At 66.0% G+C, this 17,091-nt stretch carries 11 protein-coding genes; 9 read left to right on the top strand and 2 right to left on the bottom strand.

The features are described 5' to 3' along the window. Nucleotides 1-17 precede the first annotated feature (17 nt). Complete coding sequence (locus LNV28_RS17750) at nt 18-1,532, top strand: cyanophycinase (protein ID WP_263519386.1); 1,515 nt, start codon at nt 18-20, stop codon at nt 1,530-1,532. Between the two features lie 80 nt (nt 1,533-1,612). On the opposite strand, the gene LNV28_RS17745 is transcribed toward LNV28_RS17750, so the two are convergent. Beyond that, nucleotides 1,613-4,360: a TonB-dependent receptor gene (locus LNV28_RS17745; RefSeq protein ID WP_263519387.1), complete on the bottom strand. Its 2,748-nt coding sequence runs from the start codon at nt 4,358-4,360 to the stop codon at nt 1,613-1,615. Between the two features lie 286 nt (nt 4,361-4,646). On the opposite strand from LNV28_RS17745, the gene LNV28_RS17740 reads away from it, so the two are divergent. The 3 genes from LNV28_RS17740 (at nt 4,647) to LNV28_RS17730 (ending at nt 8,832) form a co-directional block, all read left to right on the top strand. Further along, nucleotides 4,647-5,978, top strand: a complete 1,332-nt coding sequence (locus tag LNV28_RS17740; protein WP_263519388.1) for a cyanophycinase — start codon at nt 4,647-4,649, stop codon at nt 5,976-5,978. 281 nt (nt 5,979-6,259) lie between these two features. Continuing rightward, on the top strand, nt 6,260-7,381 hold the full coding sequence (locus LNV28_RS17735; protein WP_263519389.1) for a succinylglutamate desuccinylase/aspartoacylase family protein: 1,122 nt from the start codon (nt 6,260-6,262) through the stop codon (nt 7,379-7,381). A gap of 8 nt (nt 7,382-7,389) precedes the next feature. Then, on the top strand, nt 7,390-8,832 hold the full coding sequence (locus tag LNV28_RS17730) for a YfcC family protein (protein WP_263519390.1): 1,443 nt from the start codon (nt 7,390-7,392) through the stop codon (nt 8,830-8,832). A gap of 29 nt (nt 8,833-8,861) precedes the next feature. Here the strand turns inward: LNV28_RS17730 and LNV28_RS17725 are convergent, their stop codons facing one another. After that, a complete protein-coding gene (locus LNV28_RS17725; RefSeq protein ID WP_263569024.1) occupies nt 8,862-9,764 on the bottom strand; it encodes a CHAD domain-containing protein in 903 nt (300 codons plus the stop codon). Between the two features lie 249 nt (nt 9,765-10,013). Here LNV28_RS17725 and LNV28_RS17720 point away from each other — a divergent pair, with 249 nt between their 5' ends. The 5 genes from LNV28_RS17720 to LNV28_RS17700 all read left to right on the top strand — a co-directional run bounded on the left by LNV28_RS17720 (nt 10,014) and on the right by LNV28_RS17700 (nt 17,088). Continuing rightward, nucleotides 10,014-11,087, top strand: a complete 1,074-nt coding sequence (locus tag LNV28_RS17720; RefSeq protein ID WP_263519392.1) for a GlxA family transcriptional regulator — start codon at nt 10,014-10,016, stop codon at nt 11,085-11,087. Further along, nucleotides 11,084-12,160, top strand: a complete 1,077-nt coding sequence (gene astA, locus LNV28_RS17715) for an arginine N-succinyltransferase (RefSeq protein WP_263519393.1) — start codon at nt 11,084-11,086, stop codon at nt 12,158-12,160. The genes LNV28_RS17720 and astA overlap by 4 nt, the downstream gene beginning before the upstream one ends. Further along, the gene (locus LNV28_RS17710) at nt 12,157-12,906 is read left to right on the top strand and encodes an arginine N-succinyltransferase (protein WP_263519394.1); all 750 of its coding nucleotides are present in this window, start codon (nt 12,157-12,159) and stop codon (nt 12,904-12,906) included. Before astA ends, LNV28_RS17710 begins: the two co-directional genes overlap by 4 nt. Nucleotides 12,907-13,346: 440 nt before the next feature. After that, the gene (locus tag LNV28_RS17705) at nt 13,347-15,236 is read left to right on the top strand and encodes a sensor histidine kinase (RefSeq protein ID WP_263519395.1); all 1,890 of its coding nucleotides are present in this window, start codon (nt 13,347-13,349) and stop codon (nt 15,234-15,236) included. A 508-nt stretch (nt 15,237-15,744) separates the two neighbouring features. Further along, a complete protein-coding gene (locus tag LNV28_RS17700; RefSeq protein ID WP_263519396.1) occupies nt 15,745-17,088 on the top strand; it encodes an alpha/beta fold hydrolase in 1,344 nt (447 codons plus the stop codon). The last annotated feature ends 3 nt before the right edge of the window (nt 17,089-17,091 follow it).

Below are 17,091 nucleotides of genomic sequence, written 5' to 3'. Positions count from 1 at the left end.
ACACAGTCTCCCAGGCCATGAACACCAAGCACGTTTCAGATTTTTTGATTTCCACCCTGGCAGCCGGTCTGCTGGTCACGGCGAGCCTGGGCGCCCAAGCCCAGGGCGGCACCGTGCACACCTTGAAACCCGGCACCTTTGGACCTGCGGGCACGGTGCTGGGCGCCACGCCGCCGCCGCCGACCACGCCGGTCAAGGGCGTGCATGCGCCCTCGCCGGTGCCGGCCAAACCCGCCAGTTCTACGGCAGGCAGTAGCAACCCGAGCAGCAACGCCTCGGGCCTCGGCCCTCTGGCTGCGGGTGAGGGCGCCATCAAGGGCTATGCGGTGCCCATCGGTGGTGCATTGAAGGCCGACAACGAAGACGTCTGGGGCCGCATCGTCCAATTGGCCGGCGGCAAAGGCGCGCGTTTTGTCGTCTTTGGCACGGCGGCCGAGGATCCCGAGGCCAGCGCCAAGACGGCCGTCGACATGCTGCAAAAACGCGGCGCTGTGGCCGAAGCCCTGCCGGTGGCGCCCAAGTTCAGCTGGGTGGACCTGAGCAAGGTGGTGCGCGACCCGTCCCTGATCGCCAAGGTCAAGAACGCCCGCGGTGTGTTTTTTACCGGCGGCTCGCAAGAGCGCATCGTCGATGTGCTAATGCCGGGCGGCCACAGCACGCCCATGCTGGAGGCCATCTGGGACGTCTACCGCCGCGGCGGCGTGGTGGCCGGTACCTCGGCCGGCGCCGCCATCATGAGCACGGTGATGTTCCGCGACGCGCCCAGCGTCATCAACATCATGAAAGGCAAATGGGTCGAGGGCAAGCAGATCGACCGCGGCCTGGGCTTTGTCGGGCCTGATTTGTTTGTCGACCAGCATTTCCTCAAGCGCGGCCGCTTCGGTCGCATGATCCCGCTGATGATGGCCAAGGGCTACAAGCTGGGCCTGGGCGTGGAGGAGAACTCGGCCGCCGTGGTGCATGGTGATGAGGTCGAGGTGATCGGCGACAAGGGTGCCTTGCTGGTGGACTTGACCGATGTGAAGACCGACCCGACCCTGGGCGCTTTCAATGTGACCAGCGCTCGCCTGAGCTATCTGGACCAGGGCGACCGTTACAACCTCAAGACCCGGCAGACCACGCCCGCGCCTATCAAGCTGCGCGGTGCCAAGCACGATCACATGGCGCCGGACTTCAAGCCTTATTTCACCGAAGAGCGCTTCGATCTGGACATGCTCGGTGACTCCACCATCACCAATGCCATGACCTATCTGATCGACAGCAGCCGCAACGAGGTGCGTGGCCTGTCCTTCGACGTGCTGCCCAAGCCGGGCGACCCGGTGGCCGAGCTCGGCTTCCTGTTCCGCTTGTACAAGGGCAAGGGCAGTTATGGCTGGAGCACCGAGGAGTGGGGCGGCGAGGAGTTCACCGTCGTCAACCTCTACCTCGACGTGACCCCGGTGCGCATGCCCCAGCCGCTGTACAGCGCCTGGCCTGGCCCCGACCGCAACCCTGGGCCGGCACCCGAGCGGGGCGACGGCCCCAGCAAGTAAAACAGGCCAGCCGCGAGCATGAAAAGAAAAGGGGCCGGGAGCGTGATGCTCCCGGCCCTTTGTTTTGGGGCCTGGCGGCTTCAGCGGAAGCTGTAGTTCAGGCTCATGTAGAAGTTGCGGCCGCGCGGGTCGGTGTAGGTCGGGTCATAGGTGGCGAGGAAGTAGTAGCCCTGGTTGGAGAACGGCGGCTGCGTGTCCAGCAGGTTCTGGATGCCGGCGCGCAGCTTGAGCTGCTTGTTGATGCGCCAGGAGCCCGACAGGTCCCACAGCGAGTAGGCCTGCACGCTGCGGGCCGGCAGCAGTTGGCTGGTGTTGGGGTTGAAGGCGGTGTTGTGGTCGCGGTAGCCCGAGTAATAGGTGTTGCCCAGGGTCAGGCCGTAAGGGCCCAGGTCCCAGTCCACCGACAGGCGGTGGCGCCATTTCTGGATCACCTGGTCACTCAGGAACTGGCCGGCGTTGTTCATGAAGGGCTCGCCGGCGCCGGGCTGGCGCTCGTACTTGAGCACATAGGTGCCGCTCAGCGAGGCAGTGAAGCGGCCCCAGCCTTCGGTGGCCTGGCGAAGCGTCATCTCCAAGTCCAGGCCCGAGGTGCGCAGCTCGCCCTGATTGTCCTTCTTGAGCAGGATGGTGTCGATGAACTCGCCGAACTCGTCACGCTTGACGTAGTCCTTGCCGTACTTGGGCAGGTTGCCCAGGATCACCTGTTCCGAGAGGTCGCTGATGACATCGGTCTTGCGGATCATCCAGTAGTCCAGGCTGGCGGTGGCGTCCTTGCTGGCCTCGAAGACCACGCCGAAGGAGGCCTGTTTGGACTTCTCGGGCTTGAGGTTCGGGTTGCTGCGGCGCTCGACGCGCCATTGGTCCGTGCAGTCGGCGACGGCAAAGCCCTGGGCCACGCAGCCGGGGTCGGTCAGGAAGGCCGAGCTGCTGCCAAATGAGGTCGGGCGGGTCAGTTCGGTGATGGTGGGCGCCCGGAAGCCGGTGCCGGCCGAGCCGCGCAGCACCAGCTGCTTGCTCGGCTGCCAACGCACGCCGAGCTTGGGGTTCAGGGTGTCACCGACGCCGCTGTATTTGTCATAGCGCAGTGCGGCTTGCAGCTCCAGCGCCTTGCTCAGCGGTGCATTCAGCTCAGCGAACACGGCGCCCACCTTGCGGCTGTTGCTGCTGGCCACCGGCGCGTCACCGCGCGAGCTGCGGTCGCCCTGGATGTTGTTGGTCAGCAGCAGGGCCGAGGGGGTGAACTCGGTCACCTCACGGCGCAGCTCGGCGCCCAGGGCCAAGCCCAGATCGCCGCCTTCCAACTGGGCCAGGCTACCGCTCAGTTTGAAGTCCAGGGTGGTGGTCGTGCCCTTGGAGCGGCGCGATTCATCCTGCACGCGGATGCTGTTCAGCAAGTCCTTGCCGGCCTGCGGCGAAGGGCCGAAGGGGTTGATCTTGCCGGTGCGCACGCCGGCCACGAACTCGTTGTAGAGGAAGTAGCCGTCCTTGATCGCGTCGGTCGAACGGTTGACGGCGCGGTTCAGGGCGATGTCATAGTCCCAGCCGCCGAACAGGGGCAGGCTGCCGCTGGCGCCAACCACCAGGCGCTCGGCATCGCTGGTCACTTCATTGGTCCGGTTGCCGGCTTCGGTCACGCGCTGGCGGACGTCCACATTGCCGCCGAAGGGCAGGGGCTTGCTCAGGAAGGGGTTGATGGCGCTGGTCGGCACCGCGGTGATTTCGATCGGGTTGGGGCTGGCCACGTACTGCGTCGTGGTCTTGCTCTTCAGCAGTTCAGCAAACAGCTGGTGCTGCTCGTTCAGCTGAAAGACGCCGCGGCCCAGGAAAGCGAGCTTCTCGGATTCGGGGTAGAGCTCGGTGTCCTGCATGTAGTCGAAGCTGCAGGCCTCGGACAGGTTGTCGGGCGCGTAGACCGTGGCCGGCGGATTGCAGGCCGGGGCCGAGAGGTTGATGGTGCGCTGGGTCAGCGGTTTGCCGTTGAAGTTGAAGCCGGCGGCATTGAGCGCATCGAGCTGCACCTTGCGTGCGGCCGCCCGGCTGGCCAGGCGGATGTTGCCGGGGTAGGTGCGGCTGCTCATGTAGAAGGGCAGGGTGCTGGCCAGCGGGCGCTCCTTCAGGAAGTCGCGCTCGCTGCTGCGCAGGGCGCCGAGCTTTTGCGCGTCGATCACGCCGAAGACATTGAAGCGGTCCTTGGCCAGGTCACCAAAGCCACCGCCCAGCGAGGCGGCGGTCTTTTCGGCGCCACCCTCTTGCGTGCGCGAGGCGTAGACGTTCACATCAGCACCGCGGTAGTCCTTGCGGGTGATGAAGTTGATGACGCCGCCGATGGCGTCGGTGCCGTAGATGGCCGAGGCGCCGTCCTTGAGGATTTCCACCCGCTCGATGGCGCCGGCCGGGATGTTGTTCAGGTCCACGCCCGAGTTGTCGCCGGGCGAGGCGAAATTGGCCATGCGTCGGCCGTTCAGCAGCACCAGGGTGCTGGAGACGCCGATGCCGCGCAGGTTCGCGCCGTTGAAGCCGCGTTGGCCGCCGGTGCTGTCGGTGATGGAGGCGCCGTCTGTCAGGCCGGCCGTATTGCCGCTGATGGACTTCATGATCTCGGCCGCCGTGGTGGCGCCGGTCTTGTCGATGTCGCTGCGCTTGAGGGTCTGCACCGGCAAGGCGGTCTCGCCCTCCAGGCGCTTGATGCTGGTGCCGGTGACTTCCACGCGCTCCAGTTTGGCTTCCTGGGCCTGGGCGGTGCTCAAGAGCTGGCTGCCGAGCAGCAGCATCGCGGCTTGGGCCAGACGCTGGGTTTGAAATCGATGGGGGCTGCGGGGTTTGATCATGGCTGGGCCTTGGGGAGGGGTGAACAGGTGAATGGGTGAACAGGTGAATGCGCCGGGATGGCTGGGTTCGAACGGACTCTAGAAGTGGCCCACATGACTTGCCTATGGGGTTTTGGCGCCTCGGTCGCTTGCGTGTAAATGCATGTCGCAAGCGCGCAAACCTCGATGAACAGGGGGCAAACGCGCTTGCATGGATGCGACACGCACTTGCGCTTTGCGTCCTTTGCAGGCTCTGCAGCGGGCCAACCCGCTGGTTTTGCAGCGCGCGCGCTGACAGACTGGCGCCATGCAAACCCCAAGCCACTCCATCGCACTGGGCCCTCGCGCCCCAGGCCGCCGTTGCTTTCTTCTGGCCTCGCTTTTGGCCAGCGCTGGCCTCTTCGCCACGCCCAGCCATGCACAAGCGCAGACCTCAGTCGAGACCGCGCCGCGCGGCACGGCCATCGTCATCGGCGGCGCCCTGAAGTACGACAACGACGCGGTCTGGAAGCGCATCGTCGACGAGGCCGGCGGCCCCGGCGCGCGCTTCGCCGTGTTCGCCACGGCCGCCGCCAACCCCGAGCGCAGCGCCGGGCAAATCATCGAAGCCTTGCAGCGCCAGGGCGCACGCGCCGAGCACATCCCCGTGGCGCCGCGCCTGGCCGGCAGCGATGTGGCCGCTGCCGTGCGAGACCCGGCCTTGCTGGCCAAGGTGAGTGCGGCGCAAGGCGTGTTCTTCTCGGGCGGCGCGCAAGAGTTGATCGTCGACAGCCTGCAGCCCGGCGGCCAGCCCACGCCCATGCTCGATGCCATCTGGGCGCTCTACCGGCGCGGCGGTGTGGTGGCCGGTACCAGCGCCGGCGCGGCCATCATGAGCAGCACCATGTTCCGCGACGCGCAGGACTCGCTCAAGGTGCTCAAAGGCCAGCTGCGCCGCGGCCAGGAGGTGGACCGCGGCCTGGGCTTCGTCGGCCCCCATCTCTTCATTGACCAGCACTTCCTCAAGCGTGGCCGCATCGGCCGCCTTCTGCCCCTGATGCAGGCCGAGGGCTATCGCCTGGGCCTGGGCGTGGAAGAGAACAGCGCGGCGGTGATCAAGGGCGAGGCGCTGGAGGTGATCGGCGCGCGCGGCGTGCTGCTGGTGGACTTGAGCGAGGCCAGCCGCGATGCGCGCCTGCCCGCCTTCAACATCCGCGGCGTGCGCCTGAGTTTTCTCGACCGCGGCGACCGCCATCACCTGGGCAGCGGCGAGACCACGCCCTCGGCCGCCAAGCGCGCCGGCCACAAGATCGACCCGCGCGCGCCGAACTTCAAACCCTTTTTCACCCAGCAGCCTTTCCTGATGGACATGTTGGGCGACAACACGATCGCCAACGCCATGGCCCAGCTGATCGACAGCCCCTTTCCGGACTTGCTGGGCCTGGCTTTTGCTGGGCCGCGCTCGGCCGCCGCTCAAGCCAGCGCTGGGATCGACAGCGAGCTGGGCTTTGAGTTCCGCCTCTACAAGGGCCCCGACAGCCTGGCCTGGTTCACCGGCACCATGGGCGGCGAGGACTACACCGTTCTGAATTTGCGCCTCGATGTGCTGCCAGTGCGGGTGCAGCAACCTTTCTACAAGGCCATCAGCCCCATCCCTTGAACTGAGAGGGAGAGAACTTTTTACTGCGCGGCCGCCATACGTCGTTGGCCGAATGCTCGGAATCCTCACGTACACAAAGTACGTTCCGGTTCCTGCGCTCCGCCCGCCTAGTCTGACGGCCGCTCGCTACAAAAGTTCTCACCCTCTGCGCCCGCGCCATCGGCGCATGCATTTTCGGTCCCGTCTTTCGAACTCGGCCTTGGGCTCCTGCCCAGCCGAGCCGGGCAGGGCTGTGCCTGCCCACTTCATTTCAGCTCTTTCTCTTCTTCATCCACACCATCATGCGCCGCCACGTTCACGCCCTACCGCCGGCCCATGCCGGCAGCGCCCGCCAGCTGCACAGCCTGCACTTCGGTGCGGGCCACAGCGGCCGCAAGGTCTACATCCAGGCCTCGCTCCATGCCGACGAGGTGCCGCCCATGTTGGTGGCCCAGCATTTGAAAGAACGATTGCTGGAGCTGGAGGTGGCCGGCCAGCTGCCCGGCGAAATCGTGCTGCTGCCTCTGGCCAACCCCATCGGTCTGGCCCAGGAGCTGCAGGGCACGTCCTTCGGTCGCTTCGACCTCAGCACCGGCGTCAATTTCAACCGCGGCTATCAACACCTGACCCCGGCGCTGCTGCCGCGCCTGCAGGGTCAGCTGGGTGCCGATGCTGCCGCCAATGTGCGCACGGTGCGCGCGGCCGCCCAGGCCCTGCTGGCCGAGCGGCCCGCCGCCACCGAGACCGAGGCGCTCAAGCGCCTGCTGCAAAGCCTGGCCCTGGACGCCGATGTGGTGCTGGACCTGCATTGCGACAACCAGGCCGTGCTCCATGTCTACACCGGCACGCCCCTGGCCTCGGCACTGGCGCCACTGGCTGCGCGCCTGGGCGCCCAGGCCTATCTGATCTCGCGCGAGTCGGGGGACGACCCCTTCGATGAGTCCCTGGCCCGGCACTGGTGGGAGCTGGCCGAGCATTTCGGCCCGGCCACGCCTGTGCCCCTGGCCTGCCTGGCTGCCACGGTGGAGCTGCGCGGCGAGACCGAGGTTTCGCACGAGCTGGCCGCGGCCGATGCCGCCGCCCTGATCGAGTTCCTGCGCGACACCGGCGATGTGACGGACCGCCCGCCTGCCGCGCTGGAGGGCCTGGCTTGCCCGGCCACGGCGCTGGAGGCGGTGGAGCCCATCGTCGCGCCCCATGCTGGTGTGCTGGTCTTCCTCAAGGCGCCCGGTGATCGCGTCGCCGCTGGCGAGGCCGTGGCCGAGCTGATCAATCCTTTGAGCGAGCAGCGCAGCCTGCTCTGTGCCCGCGCCGCGGGCCTGATGTTTGCCCGTGTGTCTCGGCGTTATGCCAGCGCCGGCATGCGGGTCTGCAAGATTGCAGGCGCCATTCCTTTCCGCAGCGGCAAGCTGCTTTCCATGTGAGCCCGGCCATGTCCACGCCCATCACCCCTGCGAACCCCGCAAGCACCACCGCCACCCCCGCCAAGCCTCTCAAGTTTCCCAACACCTTTGTCCTGCTGTTCGCCCTGCTGGCCCTGATCGCCCTGGCCACCTGGGTGCTGCCCGGCGGCCAGTACCAGACGGAGCTGGTTGATGGCAAAAAGGTGATCGTGGCCGATTCCTTCCGCCACATCCCCAGCCAGCCGCAAGGTCTGGTGGCCTTGATGACGGCGCCGATCAAGGGTTTCGTTGAGGCGGCCCTGATCATTGGCTTTGTGCTCATCGTTGGCGGCGCGTTCTCGGTGCTTCAGCGCAGCGAGGCCATCGACGCGATGATCAAGTCCGTGGCCCGCGCCCATCGGCACTCGGCTCTGGTGCGCGCCGGCCTGATCCCCCTCTTCGTTGGCCTGTTCTCCCTGGGCGGCGCCACCTTCGGCATGGCCGAGGAGGCGATTCCCTTTGTGCTGATCTTCATCCCCCTGGCCCTGGCGCTGAAGTACGACAGCATCGTCGGCGTGGCGATTCCCTTCGTCGGCTCGCAGATCGGCTTTGCCACGGCCTTTCTCAACCCCTTCAATGTCGGTGTGGCCCAGAACATTGCCGGTGTGCCCATGTTCTCGGGCCTGGGCTACCGCCTGGTCTGCTGGCTGATCTTCACCACGGTGACCATCGCCTTTTTGATGTGGTACGCGGCCCGCGTGCAGCGCGATCCGCGCTTGAGCCCCTGCTACGAGCAAGACCTGGAGCGCCGCCGCCATCTGGACCTCAGCAGCTTCGAGCAGTTCGAGGGCCTGCAGCCACGCCACAAATTGGTGCTGGGCCTGTTCGTGCTGACCTTGCTGTCCATGATCGTCGGCGTGGTGCGCTTTGGCTGGTACATCGAGGAGATCGCGGCCCTGTTCCTGGTGATGGCCCTGGCCGTGGGCTTGGTGGCGCGGCTGTCTGCCGAAGACTTCGTCGCCGCCTTCATGCAAGGCGCCAAGGACCTGGTCAGCACCGCCCTGGTGATCGCCCTGGCCAAGGCCACCGTGGTGCTGATGCGCGACGGCCACATCATCGACACCGTGCTGCACAGCCTGGTGCCCCTGGTGGAATCGAGCAGCCCCATCTTTTCGGCGCAGAAGATGTTCTTGATCCAGTCGGTGATCAACTTCTTCATCCACTCCGGCACCGGCCAGGCCGCCCTGACCATGCCGGTGATGGCGCCGCTGGCCGATCTGGTGGGCGTGAGCCGCCAGACCGCTGTGCTGGCCTTTCAGTTCGGTGAGCTGACCACGCCGGTCATCCCGACCTCGGGCATCACGGTCGGCGTGCTGGCCCTGGCCGGCATCCCGTGGACCAAATGGGCGCGCTGGATGATCCCTTTGCAGCTGGCTTATCTGGTGTTGGCCCTGGGCTTGCTGGCCTTGGCGAGTTCCATGTCATGGCAGTGAAGCAGGCTGCTTGATTGCCTGTCATGGCGTCAGGGGGCGGGCGGGCCGGTGACGAAGGCCGGCAGCAAGGCCGTGACCATGTGGATGCGCTGCTGCGACTGCGCCCACAAGACGCCGCTGGCAAAGGCGGCTGGCCGGCCTTGCTTCGGGTCCAGATGCAGCAGCAGCTCGCGCCCCACGTCCGCATCGTTGAACTGGCCCAGCAAGTCCTGCAGCGCGCTGAGCTGCGTCGGCTGGCCGGCAGCTCTTGCAATAGCAAAGGACTGGAAGAACCCATGCGCATAACGAAGCTTCTTGACTGCAATGCGTAGCCGGTGCCAGTCCTCTGCGCGGGCAGGGTCCGGCAAGCTCTGGATCTGCTGGCTCAGCTTCTGGCTGCGCAGCGTCAGCATTGTTTGTGCCGCAGCCTCCAGCGGCATGCCCAGCTCCTCGGGCCTGGGCGATTCAGCCCGCCAGCCGCGCCGCTTGAGCCAGCGCTGCAGATTGGCCAGCAGGTGCTGGTATCGATCCGAGTCCAGTGCCTGCACGGCTTTGCGACGCCGCTTTTGGGCCAGGCCCGCTGCGGCGTCTTGCAGCTTGCCCAGGTCCTCGACTCCGGCGCAGGCCAGCGCCAGGGCGGGCAAGGTCGTGTGGGCCAGGACCTCGGCATCGCGCACCGCGCCCAAACGCTGGCCCAACCAGCGGAGATCATGGGCCAGAGCCTGCGGCAGCGGGATCCAGGGCTTGAACAGACTCAAGGCTGAACGCAGACGGCGCAAGCCGACGCGGATCTGGTGCACAAACTCGGGGTCGCTGCTGAACTTCAGGCCAGCCTCATTGGCGCGGATCTGGCGCAAGCAGTGGCGCGTGATCAGGGCGAAACCGGCCTCCAGTTCGAGGCCGGCAGGCAGCACGAGCGGCCTGGCTTTGTTCGCTGATTTCGCTTGGGGCATGGAGCGTCCGAGGGGTGAGGCTTGCGGAGAGGGTGCGTCACAGGCCAGGCTTGTCGCGCCGCGCGCAGCTCAGCCTGTCGATGCTTTCATTCTGAGGGCCAAACTTGGAAGGCAGGCCCTGAGTGTGCGCCATCGTGACATTTCGCTCCGGCGCCGCTGCCAAGACCCCATGCCGGCTTGGATGTTCCAGCCCTCCCAGCGCGTGCAGCGTGGTTCGCCAGCATCCCGGCGTGGCCAGCGAGATTTGCCATGCTGAGCTGCCTTACAGTCCAGGCGGTGAACAGCGCTGCCTATCCCGCCTTGCCAGTCGAAACCGGTGCCGCCACGGCGGCGCTGCGGCGCTGTGGCTTGCTCGTCATGCCCGGTGCTTCGCTGCTGGCCTTGGCCGGCGTGCTGGAGGCCTTGCAGGCGGCCAATGGCTTGCAGCCAGAGGCGCGCTACGAGGTTCAGCTGCTCTCTTTAGACGGTGCGCCTGCCGCCTGCTGCGGCCAGCTTTTGAGCCCGCAAGCCTGGGCGGCGGCGCTGCCCCTGCTGTCGCCCGAGCGAGCCTGGGATTTGCTGTTGGTGTTCAGCGGCGAGTCGCTGCCTGCCGATGCGGCGCTCTTGCTCGCGCTGCAGGCCCAGGCAGCCGCTGGCGTGGCCCTGGCCGGTGTGGACGGCGGCAGCGCCTTGCTGGCCGAGGCCGGCCTGCTCAGCGGCCAGCGCGCCACGGTCAACGGCGCCTGGATCGATGCCTTGCAAGAGGATTGGCCCGAGGTGGTCTGGAGCGACAAGGTCTGGGAGATGAACGCCGAAGCCAGCCGCATGAGCTGCGCCGGCGGCAGCGCCAGCCTCGACCTGATGGTCGCCTGGCTGGGCCGGCGCCATGGTGAGCGCTTCGCGCAAGACCTGACCCTGGCCCTGGGCCTGGAGCGCGCGCGCGGCCGCGACGAGCGGCAGCGCCGCGCCGTGGCCGAACAGCGCGGCGGCAGCCCCAAGCTGGCCGAAGCCCTGAGCCTGATGGAGGCCAATCTGGCCGAGCCCCTGCCGACCGAGGAGGTGGCGCGCCTGGTGGGCGTGTCACGGCGCCAGCTGGAGCGCTTGTTCAAACAGCATCTCGACGCGCTGCCCTCGCGCTACTACTTGGAGCTGCGCCTGAACCGAGCGCGCCGCCTGCTGCAGCAGGGCAGCCAATCGATTCTGCAAATCGGCCTGAGCTGCGGGTTTTCCTCGGGCCCGCATTTTTCAAACGCCTACAAAGCCCATTTCGACAAGACGCCGCGCGATGAGCGCAGCCAGCGAGCCGCGGCCTGGCGCCGCCCGGCAGGAGAGAGCCCCCCATGAATGTCACTGAGCCGCACGATCTGCGCGAGCTTGTCTTGCGCCCGGTGGCGCTGTCCGACCTGGCGGCGCTGGAGCGCATTGCCGCGGCCAGCGCGCATGGCATCGGCTCGCTGCCGCATGACCGTGAGCAGCTGCGCCAGCGCATCGCGCATTCGATCGAGTCCTTTGCCAGCGCCGACGATGCCAGCGGTGAAGAGCGTTATCTCTTCGTGTTGGAAGACCTGACGCGCGCCCAGGTGGTGGGCTGCAGCGGCATCGCCGCCAGCGCTGGTTTTCACGACCGCTTCTACAGCTACCGCAATGAGTTCGTGGTCCACGCCAGCGCCGCCCTGGGCGTGAGCCGGCGCCTGCACACCTTGCATCTGTGCCACGACCTGACCGGCTACACCTTGCTGACCTCTTTCTACATCGACCCAGCCTATGCGGACGGCCCGGCGCCGCAGCTGCTCTCGCGCGCCCGCTTGTTGTTCATCCTGCGCCATCTGGAGCGCTTCAATGACCGCATCGCGGCCGAGAGCCCCGGCCTCGCCGACGAGGCCGGGCAAAGCCCTTTCTGGGACGCCGTGGGCCGGCGCTTCTTTGACATGGACTATCCGCAGGCCGAGGCCGTCACCGGCGGGCGCAGCAAATCCTTCATCGCCGACCTGATGCCGCAGTCGCCCATCTATGTGCCCTTGCTTCCCGAGGCTGCGCAGTTCGCCATCGGCCAGTTGCACCCGGTCGGCGAGTTGCCGTTTTCCATCCTTCAAGACGAGGGCTTCGACGCCGACAGCTATATCGACATCTTCGACGGCGGCCCCACGGTCGAGGCCAGCCTGCATCTGCTGCGCAGCGTGCGCCACGCCCGCGAGCTGGCCGTGCAAGCCGATGCCATGGCCCTGGGCCAGCCGGTCTGGCACCTGGCCGTCAACAGCGCCCGGCCCGGTTTTCGTGCCGTGCTGGCCGAGCTGCCGCCGGCCGCCCAGGCCCTGGCGCCCGGGCATGAAGCCGTGCAACGCCTGGGCCTGAGCGAGGGCCACAGCCTGTGGGTGACGCCGCTGCAGCCCGACGCCCTGGAAAGGAGCCGGTCATGACCGAGATCGGAAGCTTGCGTTCCTGGCGACCCGAAGACGCGGCCCAGATTCGCGCCGCCGGCTGGCGCAACCAGACCGGTGCCGCCCTGCAGCTGGACGCACCGGCCGAGCAATGGCTGCTGCTGGCGGATCCGGCGGATGACCGGCCCCTGGCCTGCTTGCGCCTGGTCGAGCGCCTGGGCCTGGCGCCCCTGCCGCGCTACAGCTACCACCTGGGCCAGATCGTCCACGCCGCCGCCGAGCTGGGCTTGTTCCGCGCCCAGCCCACCTTGCTGCTGGGCAATGACCACACGGGCGAGAGCGAGCTGGCCGATCTGGCTTGCGCGCCGGAGCTGGACGCTTCGCAACAGCAGGCCGCCCTGGCTCAGCTCATCGACGCCGCACTCCAGCGCATCTCCGCCCAGCGTGATCGTTATGGCCGCCAGCTGGTGCTGGAGCTGGCCGGCCCGCGCGATGCGTCGGGCGCCTCACCCTTCTGGCTGGGCCTGGGCGCGAACTTCTACAGCGGCGACCCAGTGGCCGCTGAGGTGCAGCTGGGCGAGGCGTGGCGCAGCCACCTCGCCGCGCTGCTGCCACGGCAGACCTTGTACCTGTCCTTCCTGAGCGCCGAGGCGCAGGCTGCGGTGGGGCAGGTGGGGGCCAGCGGCTTGGTTGCAGCGGCCGCTGCCGCCTCGCTGGGCTTTGCCGATTCCAGCCATGTGCGGATTGATGATGGCGGGCCGGTGTGGGGGTTGCGGCTGGCCTGAGGGAAGGGTGGACGGGGCGTGTCGCCTACGCCGTCGAGTGCGGCTGCCCCCTGACCGGGACTGTTGTCTGCATGGTGTGCGTGCAGGGAGCGGCGGGCAGGGACGCAAAGGAGCCGGTCGGCCTTCAGTCGTCAGTGGCAGCAATGTGCCCACAGCAGTCACCTGAAACAAGCGCCAGGGCAGCCTCAGGGTAGCCCAATACCTCCTCGGTTTTGAATTTGCCCAATGCATTCGCGCCGGGAGCCCTTGAATACCCATGCTTCTATGCCCGGCTCTAGGGTCCGATGCTGGGAGTCATTCGGTTGAACCTACTATCGGAAGAAGCAAGCCCAGCAGAACGGTCGATGCAAGCAAGAATGGACTTGAACAATAGGGCGTAGTTTCAATTTCAAAGCATAGGCGACCGGAGTTTCCTGTGACAACCTACACAGAGACCCGATATGTCCTCGCATTTACCTTCTTTGATTGAACGCTCTAACTGGCTGAAGGCGCAATGGCATCTCTACGGGGAAGCACCTTGCTCAGCTGAAGCTCTGATCGAACCCGCCCTGCGCTTGTATGAAGATCAGGTGCTGATGGAACGGCCCAGCGAATTCGGGGTATTGCTGACGCTGTTCCTCTGTGAATTGTTGCAGCAGGTCCACCGCCGCGAGGAAGTGGCCACGCTTGTAGAGCGAGCACTGGCTTGGGCCGGGCTTGACATTTCCAGGCGGGAGAAGGTTGCCCTCTTGAGTTGGCAATGCCGTATGCATTCATTCTTTCAGCGTCAGGAAGAAGCTTTGACCTCCCTGGCGCAATTGAGCGAACTGACGCGAAACGAAAATGACCCACTGCTGTTGGCGCAGCACCGCCGCGTCTTGGCTATGTCACTCTTTGCGCAGCGTGAATACCGACACTCGATTGAGCTGTACCGAGAAACTATTGAGCTGTACCGTCTCTCAGGCGATGTGTGCGGATGGATTGGCCTTTTCACGCTGATTGCCCAACTCCATCGTAGATTGGGCGAGCGCGATGCAATGCTTGCGGCCTATATCGACTGCGTCGCCGGGGCTGTCGCACAACGTCGTTGGGTCGAGGCGAGCAATGCCAGCACCGGAATCGCAGAGGAGTATGCCGAACGCGGTGAGCATGCGCTCGCCGAGCGGGCGTTGAAGGATGCCCGCGACCTCGCTGGCCGAGCCAGCACGCTTCCAGTTTGGATGGAGTTGGAACTTTGCGCCACCGAGGCCGTTCTTTGTGCGCTCAAAGAGGATAAGGCTGGCGCAGTCGTTTTAATGCGTAAAGCCATCGAATCCGGCAAGGCTCTCGGGTGGCGCGACATGTCCCAACGCCTGCGTCAAATCGTGCCCTGGCTATTGGAATTGCGGCAGGGCGAGGAAGCGGTAGCGGCACTGGAGCGCGCCCATGGCTTGGAGTTGGAGGCTGCGCATGAGGTCGGGCGCAAACACATGGCCATCCAGCTCAGGCTGCTGGAAGTAGACCATGCCAAAGCCGAGCAAGCTCGCAGTGCGACTCACGCAAGCGAATTGGCTGCTCGAAACCAAGCGCTGGAGCAGGCGCTGGCTAAACAATATGAATTGCAGACCGAGTTGATCGAGGCCAGCAAACTGGCCACACTGGGCAGCTTGCTGGCAGGCATGTCGCATGAGCTCAACACGCCTTTGGGCACCACGCTGGTCGCCGTCAGCACCTTGGCTGATATGAGCCGACAGCTTGGCAACCAAGTGCGCCAGGGAACAATCTCGCGCAAGGGCTTTGAGCGTGACATTGGCGCCTGCGAGCAGGGCGCCGAACTCGCTCGGCGCAGTGTCGAGAGCGCGATCAAATTGATTGAAAGCTACCAGCAGCTCAATGCAACGCACAGCCACGAACATTGGGTCGAAGTGCAACTGGACGAAGTGATCCGGGCGACATGGGACCGCAGCATTGATCCGCGCAGCCCATTGCGCATAGAAGTCGATGCAAACCTGTGCGTATCGGTACACCTTGAGGCCTTCACTGAAGTGCTAAGGCAACTGCTTCAGAACGTCGAGCGGCATGCCTACGCCGTCGATGAGCCTGGTGTGGTGCAGGTGCAAGCCTGCGTTGATGGTGAGCAAATTCTGCTGACGGTTAGCGACACCGGCAGGGGCATAGACCCCGAACTGTTGCCGCGTGTTTTCGACCCGTACGTCACCAGCCAATTTGGCAAGGGACGCAGCGGTCTTGGCCTGTTTGTAGCCAGAGCGGCAGCAGGTCAAAAGATGCTCGGCAAGCTGCGTGTGCAAAGCGAACTTGGTTTGGGCAGCCGATTTGAACTCGTCTGGCCCTCCACACCGGCAAGCCTGTAAGTTTGTCTCAAATACGGTGAAGAAAAATGGGGCCGGCTCATTTCAAAGGACCAGAGTTGGGCATATCCAAACCCTGTTTACTTTTTCGCCTGGAAAGCTTGGAATAGCAAAGGGTTGGACCCGGTGTGGCGGAAGTCAGCAATGGGCACCTTGCTGCCGCTCAATCTGGGCGCCTGAATGACCGGACCTGGCCTGCGGATCACCTGGGTTAGTACATGGGATTCGCAAAGACGATGGAACCGCCCGCCGGGTGAACCGCATGCGCTATCCAGGCCACAGGGCTGAGCAATTTCTGTGTGGTTCGAGCAATGCGGGGCGCTGCAGGCCGGAGTCGCATAGAGCCAAGTCCTGAATCGGCAAGCGTTTCGAGCCCAACGCTTCATCCCCGTGTTTCGACGCTCTGTCCGCAGCGCCCGCCCGCGCAGCGCAGGGCACTGGCGGCTTGGGCGCCCACTGCCTACAGTCCGCCCACGATCTTCCCCGCCACCGAACTCCGGGCTCCAGCTTCATGAATTCCTTTTCCTCCTCCTTCGCCACCACCGGGCGCCAGCGCGCAAGCCGTACCTTCTCTCTAGTCCCTGGCGCAGCCTTGCTGGTTCTGCTGGCCGGCCTCAGCCTCACGACGTTTGCCCAAGCCCAGCCCCAAGCGCCGAGCGCAGCTCCGGCTGCCATGAACGAACAAATGCTCGACGTCGGCGGCCGCAAGCTGCATGCCATTCGCATGGGTGACGAGAAGGCGCAGGCCACTGTCGTGTTCGAGGCGGGCTTCAGCATGGACCTGAGCGCCTGGCGGCGGGTGGCGCCGCAGCTGGCGCCGCGGGCCAAGGTTCTCATCTACTCGCGTGCCGGCTATGGCCAGAGCGAGCCCAGCCCGGCGCCGGTCAGCCTGCAGCAATCGGGCCGTGATTTGTCGGCCGTGCTCAAGGCGGCGCAGCTGCCGCCACCCTATGTGCTGGTCGGCCATTCCTACGGTGCCTTCTTGATTCGCGATTTCGCCAGCCGCCATCCCGAGCAGATTGCCGGTTTGGTCTTCGTGGACCCGGCGCATGAACGCTATGACCAAGTACTCAAACCGCTGGATGCCGCCCGCCTGGCCGCCGAACAAGCGCATTTGCAGCAAGGTGCGCCCGAGCGCTTCCGCGCCGACGAGCGCTACATCCAGTCCATCATGGATGCCGGCAAGCTGCCCGATGCGGGCGGCCCCTTGCCCGATGTGCCGGCCGTGGTGTTGACGTCCACGCGCCGCTATGCCAAGCCCGAGGTGCTTTTGCACACCCCCGCCGGCATGGCCGCCTGGCGCCAGCTGCACAGTGAGTTCTTCGCCCAGTTCAGCAATGGCGCCCATGTGCTGACCCCCGTCAGCGGCCACCACATCCAGTTCGATGAGCCGCATCTCGTGGTGGCGGCAGTCGACCAGGTCATCCGCCTGAGCCAGGAGCAGGCGCAGCGCCGTGCGCTGGAAGCGGCGCGTGCCAAGCTGGGCGGCGACCTGCAGGCCGCGGCTGCGGCCGCAGATCCGCAAGCGGCGGTGGAGCAGGCGATCCGTGCACCGGGCCTGAGCGAAGCCGATGTCAACAACGCCGGCTACGCCATCCTCGGCGATGGCAAGCAGGCGCCGCGCGCACAGCTGGCGGCCCTGGTGCTCGGCGCCAACGCGCGGCTCTACCCCAAGTCAGACAACGCCGCCGACAGCCACGGCGAGGTCTTGCTCAAGCTGGGCCGTCGCGCCGAAGCGCGCGCCGAGTTCGCTCGCGCCCTGAGCCTGGCCGAGGCCGCCGGCCGCAGCCCCCGCGTGCTCGACAGCTACCGCAAGCACCTGGCCGAAGCCGCCGAGCCTGCTGCCAAGCCCTGAGGG

Origin of the sequence: Paucibacter sp. DJ2R-2, from assembly GCF_025717675.1 — a bacterium.
GTDB lineage: Bacteria > Pseudomonadota > Gammaproteobacteria > Burkholderiales > Burkholderiaceae_C > Paucibacter_A.
This window is presented reverse-complemented; position numbering and strand designations above follow the sequence as displayed.

Coding starts and splice junctions, on each gene's coding strand:
- LNV28_RS17750 (WP_263519386.1), top strand. CDS start 18: ATGAACACCAAGCACGTTTCAGATTTTTTGATTTCCACCCTGGCAGCC.
- LNV28_RS17745 (WP_263519387.1), bottom strand. CDS start 4,360: ATGATCAAACCCCGCAGCCCCCATCGATTTCAAACCCAGCGTCTGGCC.
- LNV28_RS17740 (WP_263519388.1), top strand. CDS start 4,647: ATGCAAACCCCAAGCCACTCCATCGCACTGGGCCCTCGCGCCCCAGGC.
- LNV28_RS17735 (WP_263519389.1), top strand. CDS start 6,260: ATGCGCCGCCACGTTCACGCCCTACCGCCGGCCCATGCCGGCAGCGCC.
- LNV28_RS17730 (WP_263519390.1), top strand. CDS start 7,390: ATGTCCACGCCCATCACCCCTGCGAACCCCGCAAGCACCACCGCCACC.
- LNV28_RS17725 (WP_263569024.1), bottom strand. CDS start 9,764: ATGCCCCAAGCGAAATCAGCGAACAAAGCCAGGCCGCTCGTGCTGCCT.
- LNV28_RS17720 (WP_263519392.1), top strand. CDS start 10,014: ATGCTGAGCTGCCTTACAGTCCAGGCGGTGAACAGCGCTGCCTATCCC.
- astA (WP_263519393.1), top strand. CDS start 11,084: ATGAATGTCACTGAGCCGCACGATCTGCGCGAGCTTGTCTTGCGCCCG.
- LNV28_RS17710 (WP_263519394.1), top strand. CDS start 12,157: ATGACCGAGATCGGAAGCTTGCGTTCCTGGCGACCCGAAGACGCGGCC.
- LNV28_RS17705 (WP_263519395.1), top strand. CDS start 13,347: ATGTCCTCGCATTTACCTTCTTTGATTGAACGCTCTAACTGGCTGAAG.
- LNV28_RS17700 (WP_263519396.1), top strand. CDS start 15,745: ATGAATTCCTTTTCCTCCTCCTTCGCCACCACCGGGCGCCAGCGCGCA.